8 protein-coding genes are annotated in these 11,394 nt (G+C 64.7%); 4 read left to right on the top strand and 4 right to left on the bottom strand.

The features are described from left to right. Positions 1-62 precede the first annotated feature (62 nt). From BLW08_RS02075 to nhaA, 4 genes are all read left to right on the top strand, one after another. Positions 63-1,601, top strand: a complete 1,539-nt coding sequence (locus BLW08_RS02075; protein WP_091323088.1) for an SDR family oxidoreductase — start codon at positions 63-65, stop codon at positions 1,599-1,601. A 48-nt stretch (positions 1,602-1,649) separates the two neighbouring features. After that, entirely contained in the window at positions 1,650-2,147 is a 498-nt protein-coding gene (locus tag BLW08_RS02070; RefSeq protein WP_090819686.1) for a DUF2505 domain-containing protein, read from the top strand. Position 2,148: 1 nt separating this feature from the next. Next, the gene (locus BLW08_RS02065; RefSeq protein ID WP_090819689.1) at positions 2,149-2,370 is read left to right on the top strand and encodes an SCO4848 family membrane protein; all 222 of its coding nucleotides are present in this window, start codon (positions 2,149-2,151) and stop codon (positions 2,368-2,370) included. A gap of 159 nt (positions 2,371-2,529) precedes the next feature. Then, positions 2,530-3,846 carry a Na+/H+ antiporter NhaA gene (gene nhaA, locus BLW08_RS02060; protein WP_091323084.1) on the top strand — a complete coding sequence of 439 codons (1,317 nt, stop codon included), beginning with the start codon at positions 2,530-2,532 and terminating at the stop codon, positions 3,844-3,846. A 21-nt stretch (positions 3,847-3,867) separates the two neighbouring features. Here nhaA and sufU read toward each other — a convergent pair whose 3' ends face one another. The 4 genes from sufU to BLW08_RS02040 form a co-directional block, all read right to left on the bottom strand. Next, positions 3,868-4,320: a Fe-S cluster assembly sulfur transfer protein SufU gene (sufU, locus tag BLW08_RS02055; protein WP_091323082.1), complete on the bottom strand. Its 453-nt coding sequence runs from the start codon at positions 4,318-4,320 to the stop codon at positions 3,868-3,870. Between the two features lie 83 nt (positions 4,321-4,403). Then, on the bottom strand, positions 4,404-5,729 hold the full coding sequence (locus BLW08_RS02050; RefSeq protein WP_091323080.1) for a cysteine desulfurase: 1,326 nt from the start codon (positions 5,727-5,729) through the stop codon (positions 4,404-4,406). Between the two features lie 88 nt (positions 5,730-5,817). Next, positions 5,818-8,259 (bottom strand): ATP-binding protein, encoded by a 2,442-nt coding sequence (locus BLW08_RS02045; RefSeq protein ID WP_091323078.1) that lies wholly within the window; start codon positions 8,257-8,259, stop codon positions 5,818-5,820. Between the two features lie 474 nt (positions 8,260-8,733). Beyond that, complete coding sequence (locus BLW08_RS02040; protein ID WP_091323076.1) at positions 8,734-11,394, bottom strand: helix-turn-helix transcriptional regulator; 2,661 nt, start codon at positions 11,392-11,394, stop codon at positions 8,734-8,736.

The following is an 11,394-nucleotide window of genomic DNA, read 5'->3' as shown; positions in this document are numbered from 1 at the left end:
GGAAATTCAGATGAATGCCGGGTCATTCCAGCCTACCTCTACCCCCAGCCCCAGGAGTTCCTTTGCAGCCTTCGGAAGCTACGCATTCCAATACCCCGCAGGACACCAAGACCGTGTTGGTCACCGGTGCCACCGGATACATCGGCGGCCGCCTGGTCCCCCGGCTCCTTGAAGCAGGCCACCGGGTCAAGGTCCTGGTCCGGACGCCGCAGAAGATCGCGGACGTTCCCTGGCATGACGACGTGGAGATCATCGAGAACAGCCTGTCCGACGCCGACGGACTCACCGAGGCCTTGGACGGCGTCGATGTCCTGTATTACTTGGTCCACTCAATGGCATCCGGGAGCGGATTCGAGGCCAAGGAAGAAGCGATGGCCCGTCTCGTGGCCGATGCCGCTGCAGACGCCGGTGTGGACAGGATCGTCTACCTCGGTGGATTGCACCCGTTGAACACTGAACTCTCCACGCACATGCGTTCCCGCGAAACGGTGGGCCGGGTGTTCCTGGAATCGCCGGTGGACGCTGTGGTGTTCCAGGCCGGTGTGGTGATTGGTTCGGGTTCGGCATCCTTCGAAATGATCCGGCACCTGGCCGACACACTGCCCGTCATGCCGGCACCCAGTTGGGTTAACAACCGGATCGAGGCCATCGCTGTGCGGGACGTCCTGCACTATTTGGTGGCTGCTGCAGCGCTTCCGGGAAACGTCAACCGTACGTTCGATATCGGGTCGCGGGAGGTCCTGAAGTACAAGGAGATGATGAACGAGTACGCCGTGGAGCGCGGGCTCCCCCGGCGGCTGGTCATCGCACTCCCTGTCCCGGCGCCCAAGCTGGCAGGCCTCTGGGTGGCCCTGGTGACGCCCATCCCGTTGTCAATGTCCCTGCCGTTGGTGCAGTCGCTGCAGCATGACGCTGTGTCGCGGGAGCACGACGTCGACGATTTCTTCCCGCAGCCCGACGGCGGCCTGACGCCCTACCGCCGCGCCGTCGCCTTGGCGCTCGGCAAAGAACGTGACGGTCAGGTGGAGACCACATGGGCGAACGCCGGCATTGACGCCGATCCCCTTCCGAGCGACCCCGATTGGGCCGGTTACAAGGTGTTCCTGGACGAGCGGACCTTCCACAGCGAGGCCCATCCGCGCCACGTATGGACCATCATCGAGGGCATCGGCGGCAAGAACGGCTGGTACTCGCTGCCGCTGGCATGGCGGGTCCGGGGCTGGTTGGACAAACTGCAGGGCGGCGCCGGGCTGCTGCGGGGGCGGCGACATCCCAAGACTCTGAACACCGGCGAGGTAGTGGATTGGTGGCGGGTGGAGGCGATCGACCGCGGCCACCTGCTGCGGCTCAGGGCGGAGATGCGGGCGCCCGGGGGCGCCTGGCTTGAGTTGGGCGTGGAGCCCGACGGCGGCGGGAGCCTCTACAAGCAGCGCGCCATCTTCTTCCCGCGCGGTTTGGCGGGAAGACTCTACTGGTTGGGCGTGTACCCGTTCCACGGCTTCATCTTCCCGTCGATGGCCCGGAACATTTCCGCGGCCGCCATGGCCCTTCAAGAAGCGGAACAAAAGCAGGGTTCGGGGGTGGCCACGGACAACCCGTAGGATGTTGGGAGCTAAAAGAGCTTCACCACCACCATCCACGGAGGACCCATGGCCCTGAGTGCATCCACCACCCTGCCGCACAGTGTTGACCGCGTTGCGGCCGTATTTGTCGACGAGGATTTCCTGCGTCACACGAGCGAACTGGTAGGCGGCTCCCTGGAATCGTTCACGATCGACGGCGACACTGCCGGTGCTTTCAGCACCACCACCGTCCGGACCCTGCCCACCACACGGCTGCCGGATATCGCCCGCAAGTTTGTTGGCGAGAGCCTCACCGTCACGCAGACCGAGCAGTGGGAAGCCCCGGCTGCAGATGGCTCGCGTGCCAGCAAGATCGCCCTGAAAGTTTCCGGCGCTCCGCTGGACGTGACGGCCGTTCAGCGCCTGGTTGCCGAAGGCGGAAACACGCGGATCGAGCTCGAGGGCACGGTGTCCTCCTCGGTTCCGTTCCTCGGCGGGAAGATCGCCGATGCCGCCGAGCCCATGGTTGGCAAGGCCTTGAACATCCAGTCCCAGCAGGCCCAGGCCTGGCTCGAAAGCCACTAGGGTGCAGGTTCCTGCGATCCTGGCCGTAGTTCTGATCGTTGCCGGCGCCTGGTCCTTGCTGGTGTGGCCGCAGTTCCTGAAGCGGGTCATGAAGGATCCCCGCGCCCGGGACGCGGCCGGCAAAGCCACCAAGTTCCTCACGGTCCACGTCGTGCTGGTCACCATCTCCATGGTGCTCGGACTCGCGACGGCGGCTATTGGAATCGCGGCCCTCGTCGCGTAGGTTTGACCCCACTCTGTAACAGATCAGGCCGTTTTGAGCATTCAGAACGGCCTGATCTGCTACTCAGTTGGGTAAGATGGATCTTGGTGTGCCGGGAAGTCTGGTCGGCGGTTTTTTTGCAGTACCCGCAAACGCCCGCCCACCAGTGAAGGAGCCTTCGTGGCCCAACAACTTCCCCCGTCGCCCAATACCAGCAGCCCCAGCAAAGTCTTTACCCGCTCCACGTACCCCGAGTACCGCAGAATCCTCGCCATTCTCCGCACGGAAACGGTCGGTGGCGCACTCCTCCTGGCGGCCACTGTGCTCGCCCTCGTCTGGGCCAACTCCCCTGCAGCAGACAGCTACTTCGCGCTCCGCGATCTCAAGATCGGTTATGAACCGTGGCATCTTGAGCTGAGCCTTGGCCATTGGGCCTCCGACGGCCTGCTGGCGGTGTTCTTCTTCCTGGCCGGGCTTGAGCTGAAACGCGAATTTGTGGCCGGTGAGCTACGGAAGCCGGCCCGGGCAGTCGTTCCTGTGGCCGCTGCTGTTGGCGGCGTGGTGGTCCCTGCCCTGATTTTCGTCCTCTTCAACCTTGGGTCTCCTGAGACCCTCCAGGGCTGGGCCATTCCCACAGCCACGGACATTGCCTTCGCTCTGGCCGTGCTTGCTGTTATCAACACCCATCTCCCCGCCGCACTCCGGACATTCCTCTTGACGCTGGCAGTGGTGGACGACCTCATCGCCATCGGCATCATTGCCTTCTTCTACTCCACGGGGCTCCAGCCGCTCATGCTCCTGGCTGCCCTGGTGCCGCTTGCCCTCTTCACGTTCCTGGTCCAGAAGCGAATCCGCAGCTGGTACCTGCTCCTGCCCCTCGCGTTGGCCACTTGGGGGTTCGTCCATGCCTCCGGTATCCATGCCACCGTGGCCGGCGTGTTGTTGGGCTTCGCTGTGCCGGTCTTCGCCAGCGGAAAGAAGAACGAACCGGCCGAGGGGCTGGCTGAGCATTTCGAGCACCGTCTGCGCCCGTTCTCTGCAGGATTCGCGGTGCCGGTCTTTGCGTTCTTCTCCGCCGGCGTTGCCTTGGGCGGACTCGACGGCATGGGCGCCGCGCTCACGGACCCCGTGGCCGTGGGCATCGTTGCGGCGTTGGTAGTTGGCAAGGCAGTGGGCGTTTTCGGCACAACGTTCCTGGTCACCAAGACCACCCGCGCCAGCCTCGATTCCAGCATTGCCTGGATCGACCTCTTCGGCCTGGCACTCCTGGCCGGCATCGGGTTCACCGTGTCGCTGCTGATCGGTGAGTTGAGCTTCGGTGCCGAATCGGCCCACAACGACCACGCCAAGGTGGCCATCCTGGCTGGTTCCCTGATCTCCGCGCTGCTGGCCGCCGTCGTACTTAAGGCCCGCAACCGGAGGTACCGCCAGGTCCAAGCGGATGAAGAACGGGACGACGACGGCGACGGCGTGCCTGACGTCTTTGCCCGCGCCTGACGCGGAAGTGCTTCGGGGCCGCTAGACGGTGGCTTGGTTGAGCGCGTCCTCGGCAGCCACCCAAGAGATCATGGCGCACTTAACCCGGGCTGCGTAGCGGGCAACGCCTTCAAAGGCCGCGGCATCGCCCAGAATCTCCGGGTCCGCCTGCACCTTTCCGCGGGACCGGAGAACTTCCCGGAAATTATCGATCACCGAGTGGAGTTCCTCCACGGACATGCCCTCGCCCAGTTCGCTGAGCACCGAGGCCGACGCCATGGAGATGGAGCAGCCTGCACCGTCCCAACGGATCTGCTGGACAGTGCCATCCGCCACGGCAAGCCGCAGCGTCACTTCATCTCCGCAGACCGGATTCAGCTGGTGCGATTGGCCGGTGGACGCGCCGGCGGGAGCGTCCGTTTCTGCCAGTCCGCTGCCATGCCGCTGCTTGGAATGGTCCAGGATGATCTGTTGGTACAACTGGTCAAGACTCATGGTGCTTGTTGCCTGTTCTAAAAAATCGTTGGTTGACGGCTGCGCGGCCCAGGGCCTGTGCCGAGTGTCGGGCGGTGCCGGGATCAGGCCTGGAAGTAAGCCCGCACCCCTGATACGGCGTCGAGGAAGGCATCGACGTCGTCCGTGGTGTTGTAGAGGTAGGTACTCGCCCTGGTAGTGGCCGTCAGGCCCAGACGGCGGTGCAGCGGCTGAGCGCAGTGGTGACCGACGCGGACGGCGATGCCGCGATCGTCAAGGAACTGCCCGACGTCGTGCGCGTGGACGCCGGCGACGTCGAACGCCGCAAGACCTATCCGCTCAGATCCGGAGGCCGGACCGACCACCCGGATGCCTTCGATGGTCTCAAGCCCCTTCACCAGGCGCTGACCCAGCGTCGCTTCCCACGCATGGATGCGGTCGATCCCGGTCTCGGTGAGGTAATTAACGGCGGTTGCGAGCGCCACAGCCTGTGAGATGCGCTGGGTGCCGGCCTCGAACCTTTGCGGTGCCGGCAGGTATTCCGCGCGTTCCATGGTGACGGTGGTGATCATGGAGCCGCCTGTCAGGAACGGCGGCAGGACATCCAGGAGCTCCTGCTTGCCGTAGAGCACGCCAACACCGGTTGGCGCCAGCATCTTGTGTCCGGAGAACACGGCGAAATCGACGTCCAGTTCCTTGACGTCAACGGCCATGTGCGGCACCGACTGGCAGGCGTCCAGGACCACCAAAGCTCCAACCCGGCGGGCCAGGGCCACAAGCTCCGCCACTGGGTTGATGGTGCCAAGGACATTCGAGGCGTGGGTGAAAGCCAGCAGCTTGGTCCGCTCGCCAATGAGCTCAGCCGCAGCGTCCAGCCGAAGGGTGCCATGGTCCGTTACGGGGATGTATTTGAGGGCTGCACCCGTCCGGAAAGCCAGTTCCTGCCACGGGATGAGATTGGCGTGATGTTCCATCTCGGTGACCACAATCTCGTCGCCCGGACCAATGGCCAGGTCCTTGAGCGCGGACCCGCCCCTCCCCTGTGCTGCCCACAGAGCAGCGTTGGAGAGGGCGTAGCTGATCAGGTTGAGGCCCTCGGTGGCATTGGAGGTCCACACAGTTTCCTCATACTGGGCGCCGACGAAGTCCGCCACAGTTTGGCGCGCGTCCTCGAACACCTCGGTGGCTTCCACGGCAAGGTGGTGGGCACCGCGATGAACAGCAGCATTTCGTTGCTCGTAGTACTCCTGCTCGGCTTCGATGACACTGAGCGGGTTCTGCGAGGTGGCACCGGAATCAAGGTAGATCAAGGGTTTGCCATTGACCAGCTGATCCAGCACCGGGAAGTCGTTCCGGATCCGCAACACCTCCGCGTTGTCCATGGCATGCACGGACCGCTGCAGTGAGGCGGGGGTTGATACGGCAGTCAAGGGGCGCTCCTTGGGAATCCTTCAGGGACTCCTCATTATCCCACGGAGACACCTTGCGTGCGGTGCCGCAGGTGTGCTGTACAGCACGTCAGCCGCCGGCCCTCCCGGGTACCCAACCCAGCGGCGGCACGGCCCCGCTGTCGAACGCCGCGCGCAACCGCTCAACGAGCACCGCGGCCCGACGACTCGCAGCGTTGCGGGTCTTCGCTTCGTATCCACTGGCCGCGCGTGAATAGCAAATGGCGGCATGGGCAAATTGCCGGTCCGCGGAAAGGCTCCTGCCGGCCGATTCGAGGGTCTTGGGGTCGTTGTCCAGCAAGGCCGAAGCAAACGTCCCCAATGCTGCCCCGCCGGCACCGTGAACTGCAGCGGCCAGCCCGGCCAGGCGGCGCTGGATCACAAGATCGTCGACGGCGGCGCAGCTTGGGTTGAGCGTCAGGAGCGAGACTGCCTCGGCCTCCAGCAAGGTGTGGCCCTGGGTATGGACATGTTCGGCCAGTTCCAGCAGGTGGCTGGACTTCCCGGACACCTGGTCCTGTGCTGCTGCGATGTACAGTGCGCTGAGCTGCGGCAGGAGGCCATCGGGAGGGAAGTCCTGATGTGCCAGGACAGCTGTACTCTGCTGGACGCGTTCCATCGCGCGGATGGCGTTGCCGCACAGTGCCTCTGAGTAGGCCATCATGGCCGCCGCCACGGCGAGAACGGGCGGCAGGCCGGCGTCGGGCAGTTCTGCAAGGACCGGCTCCAACGTGCCACGCGCCGCACGCGGAAGGCCTTGGCTCAGCTCGGCGTAGCCGCGGCCCACTTCCAAGCAAAGAGCCAAGTGCGTGGGGAGCACGAAAGCAGAAGGGCACTCAAGAAGCGAATCCACGTGCCCCCAGGCAAGGTTGTTCCGCAGACACATCACATGCCGGAGCACTGCGCCCGGGCGGAACACCTCCAGGGCAGGATCTGCGTTGATGGCAGCCATGGCCACCGTAGACACCTCCAACGCCTCAGGGGCAGCCCCGGAGAGGAGGAGGCGTTCGGCTTCGCGGATGTTCTGAACCAGCTGCTTGGACAGTTCCGCCCCGCTCCGGGAATCGTCCGGACTGGCAGGCCCGTCCACTGCATCACGTGGTACTGCACCCAGGAGTTCCAACGCCAGCAGACGGGACGTCGCGTCAGCTTTCACCCGCGGAGAACCTCCAACTGCCAGTTCCCGCAGTTCGGGCGCCGCTTCAGTGAGTTGGCCCTCGGCTATCAACGCCCGCGCCCTCAGCAGCCTGGCTTCGTCCTGGTGGGCCGGCATCGACACCGCAGCGGCAGCCCTCAGTGCAAGTTCTGCTGTCGATGGCCTGTCAGCGGCGGGCGCAGTGGCCAGGAGGAGCTCATCCGAGAGTGTCAGCCCGCAGTCCAGGGTCCACGTCATCCAGCGAAGCATGGTGGGGGCTGACTCCACAGTCAGGGCCGGTTCCTCGACGCCCAGCCGCAGCGCCACACTCCGCGGCATCGGCACAGACAATCGGGTACCTTCGCCACGCAACCACGAGCTGGTGCGAAGCAGCGGTGGCCGACCGGGGAGCACCCTGATGTGGTGGTTCGCCAGCAGGTCTTCCACGGCCCGCTGGCCGAAGTGGTGCTCCACCACTTCCAACGCCACAGGCTCCGCAAGCGCGATCAGCTCCAGTGCTTGACGCTCCTCCGGCGGCCGGGCCGCATTTTCGGCCTGCACCTGTGCAACAACACCGGGCCAGTCGCACTGCGCCCGCACGTCGATGGTCCAGAAGCCGTCCTTTTGCACCAGGAGGTGGGCGCGCCGGGCATCGTCCACCGCAAGGCCCAGGAGCCCCACATTGAATCCGCTCATGGCCGCCAGAAGGCTGCTGGCCCGCCGCTGGACCTTTCCCCCCAGAGCGGCCTCACACAACGCATGAGCCTCGTTGAAGGTAAACGGTGGAAGGAAATACTGCTCCAGGAAGCCGTCCTCCCACAACTGGTAGAGGTCCGGCGGGAGGGGTCTCCGGCTGTCGGCAGTGGCCACGAGCGTAGCCCCAAAACCGGGAATGAGTTGCAGCAGGACAGCCAGTGATGCCGGATCGACGTAGTGGATGTCGTCCACCAACAGCACCAGCGGCGGCCGTGACGGTTGCGCCCGACGTCTGGTTCGCCGTCGTCCCGCAGGTGGCGTGTACAGGTACTCAGCTGCACCCAAGGTGCTGGTCAAGGCCCGGAGGACGTGGAATCCCGGCGGCAAGGTCTCTTCATCGCCCGGGGCAGAGGCTGCCCCCAAGGCGGCATAGCGCGTAGTCCTGAGCTCCGGTTTTCCGGCGAAGGTCCGGACGTCCATGGTGTCCGGGAGCCCCGCTTTGACGGAGAGCAGAAGGTGGCTCTTTCCGGATCCACGGTCTCCTACCACCACGATGCCGCTGGTGGATGGAGACGGTACTGCGGAAAGGATAATGTCCAGCAAGCGGGTCCGGTCCGGGAAGTTTGATGGCCTCAGCCCGACTGTGACGGTGTCTTCGTCCAGCCAGGGATCCGGCAACATGCGCACTCCAATAGCAGCAGTCCCAGGGTCCGGGAGGTTTGATGTCCGCGAGGTGCGGAGGGCTACCTGGCCTAGAAGCCGGCGGCGGCTGGGGGGAGAGTCTCGGTCTCAGAAGACTCTGTCGCCGCCGGCTTCGTCCAGGGCCGGACCACCTTGCGGTGGCCGGTGCATCGGCTCAAAGAGACCACCGATGCGGATGATGCGACTTTCGGAATCCCGGTGATGCTTGGGGCTGAACCGTTCTTCCAAGATCAATACTGCCGGGGTGGCGGACGCCGTACACCAGTAGTTGGTACTCGATTACTTCAGGGCTTTTTGCGGCCCGGTACCTTGTTGTACTCAGTCCCCCGGAGGGGCACTACTTGGTTTGGGCGCAAAACACCCGCGTGTTACTCCATTGATTGGTGAAATTCCGCGGGAATGCCGGAACAAGTGGCTGGAGAGGGGGTTGTGAGTACTCAAAGAGACTTGCCGTCAATGACGGACGGCAGCCCCGAGATCTTCGCGCCGGCGAATGCCGAGCTTGGCGTAGCTGCGGTACAGGTGGCCTTCCACCGTCCGTACGGAGACCATCAGTTTTTCGGCGATCTGCCGGTCAGTCAGTCCGGATACTGCCAATGCCACGATGTCCTGTTCGCGCCGGGTCAACGGAACGGAGCGGTCTGCTTCGATGCTCGGATCATGGACCAGGGCGTCGCCGAGGCTGGCTTCGCTGACATCGCGAAGCACCGCGGCCTGCCGTGCCTCCGGGCGCTTTCCCTCGGCATCGAAGGACAGGGCGGCCTTATCAAATGCCACTGCGGCTGGTCCAGGCATTCCGGCGGCGGCCAGAAGATTTCCGGCGTTCACCAAAGCCTCTCCCCCTCCGCCCAGCTGCGCCGTGGCCATCGACTGCCAGCCGGCTGCCCAGGCACCGGACATGGACAATGCCGTCTGCTGGACCGATTCGCTGGCCGTGGCATCACCGAGTTCCATCCGGAGGACCAGGTTCTGCAGCAGGACTCCTGGCGATTGATGGAGCGAACCCGCCTCCGGCAAGCCCCTGAGCTGGACCAGTCCCGAACCCTTGGAGAGAAGCTCCTGCCCAGCGAGCCTGAAGACCTCCGCGAGGGCTTCCACGTAGGCTCCCCCGGCTGCGGCTGTTTCCTGTTCCTCTGCCAACCGCTGGGCGAGGGCAGTATCGCCGGACTTGCCCGCAGCATAAAAAGCCAGGGCGTTGCCCAAGCTGCGCAGCCTTTGCGGGTCCTTGATCCTGAGGGCCTCCACTGCGGGCGCCAGGAGCTCTGTGGCCTGCTCCAGGCGGCCCTGACGCAGCAATAACATGCCCTTGAGCGTCTGGATGTCTCCGCCAAAAACAATGAGGCCCATGGCCGAACTGGCAGCGTACCGGTCCAGCGCCGCAGCGGCTGCCTCCCAATCCCCGGACTCCAGGGCTGCCAAGGTGTAGCGGACCAGGACAAAGTCACTGAAGTACAGGAGGTCATCCGTGTGCTCATCCAGCAGCATCAGCGCCTCGCGTCCTGCCTCCAGTGCTTCGGCAGCTTGGCCCTGAACCGTCAGGAGCTCACAGTGCATGGCAAGCAGGAAGACCCGGTTCATCACCAGATCCGGCTGGTCCTCTCCCAGTCCGTCAGCAAATTCCACCAAGCCTGCACGGAGTTCTTCATAACGTCCGTCATGGGCCAGCGCCGCCAGCTCCAAGGCTCTGGCATGCCTTCCCACCAGCCCGACCACCGGGTCCGACGACGGCATTCCCTCGACCAGTGCCGTGGCCGCAGCCTTGGCGTCAGAGACGATGTCCGCAGAAGCATCCCCCATCGCCGCGCGCGCAGCAGCCCACAACAGCCCTGCGCCCAGTGGTCCGGAAGGATCAGCGTCCAGGAACCCGGCATCGTCTTCAAGCAATCGTGCCGCACTGCGGAAGTCGCCGTCGTTGTAATTGACCATGGCCATCACGGCACGGGCCCTCGGTTTCAGCGCCTCCGAGCGGACCTTGCCGGCTGCAGCCATCGCCAGCGGGTTCTGGAGCAGTTTTGCGGCCAGGAAGGCTGCCTGCAGCAACTGTTCATCCTCGACGTCGGCGCCACAGTCCAGCGCCCAACTCACCGAGCGGAGCAAACCTTCAGCCGTTGGCGGCTCAGCGAGCAAGTGCTGCACCATGCGCTGGCGGATCTGGAGGCTGCGGGCAGGGGAAACAATCTGGCGCAGGGCCTCGCTGTACATCGGGTGCCACATTTTGAGGGGACTGCCGGGTCCATTGGTGGAGAGCACCAAGCGGCTGTCCATCAGCGCCCGCACGGTGTCCCTGCCCACCTGTGTATCCAGCACGGCGGCAGGGACGGGCTCGGACAACGCAATAACGTACATCGCCTCCCGCTCAGCTTCGCTTGTTCTGAGTACCCGGTTGCGCACTACCTCAGCCAAGCCCTCGCCGCTGCCCGAGAGTGCGCGGGTAAGGAACCAGACTCCGTTCCGCCGCACCAGGTTTCCATCCGCCCTCGAGTCGTCCAGGAGGCAGCGCAGCAGGAGCGGATTGCCCTCGGACACCGAATGCAGGACGTCGGCCGCGCTGGCCATGACGGTTCCGCCCAGGGTCTTTTCCGCAAGCTCGGTGACGCTCTCCCGGTCAAGGGGATGAAGTTCCAGCCTCTCCGCCAGTCCGTCATACCAGAGCTGAAGCAGTGCCGCTGGAAGGCCGGGCCGTTGCCTGCTGGTGGCCACCAGCCGCGCCCACCCTGCCGTTACCAGCTCGGCAAGGATCTGGGTGCTGCCTTCATCGAGGTCGTGGGCGTCGTCCACGATCAGCAGCAGCCGTGCGCCTGCACCGCCGCGCCGTTTCTCGAACTGGGACCAGAATTCGCGGAGGATGGCCACAGGCGATGTTGCCTGCTCCACGGGGAGGTCCAGGAGGTAGGGAGCCAGGACACCATAGGGCACAGCGGACAGGGCTGGACTCCCGTGGACCCGCATCACCACCATTTCCCCGGCCAGGCGGGCCGCAATTTCGGCGGCCAAGGCCGTTTTGCCGATGCCCGGATCGGCGATCAGGAGCACAGCTCCCGCGCCTTCCTGGCGCAATATTTCCGTCGCCAGATCCAGTTCGGCGTTCCGGCCTACAAGGTGCTCAGCCTGCAT

This window comes from Arthrobacter sp. cf158 (genome assembly GCF_900106835.1).
In the GTDB taxonomy this organism is placed as follows: Bacteria; Actinomycetota; Actinomycetes; order Actinomycetales; family Micrococcaceae; genus Arthrobacter.
This window is presented reverse-complemented; position numbering and strand designations above follow the sequence as displayed.

Excerpts from the sequence above, each read along its gene's own strand:
- BLW08_RS02040 (WP_091323076.1), bottom strand. The coding sequence starts at position 11,394 with ATGCAGGCTGAGCACCTTGTAGGCCGGAACGCCGAACTGGATCTGGCG.
- BLW08_RS02045 (WP_091323078.1), bottom strand. The coding sequence starts at position 8,259 with ATGTTGCCGGATCCCTGGCTGGACGAAGACACCGTCACAGTCGGGCTG.
- BLW08_RS02070 (WP_090819686.1), top strand. The coding sequence starts at position 1,650 with ATGGCCCTGAGTGCATCCACCACCCTGCCGCACAGTGTTGACCGCGTT.
- sufU (WP_091323082.1), bottom strand. The coding sequence starts at position 4,320 with ATGAGTCTTGACCAGTTGTACCAACAGATCATCCTGGACCATTCCAAG.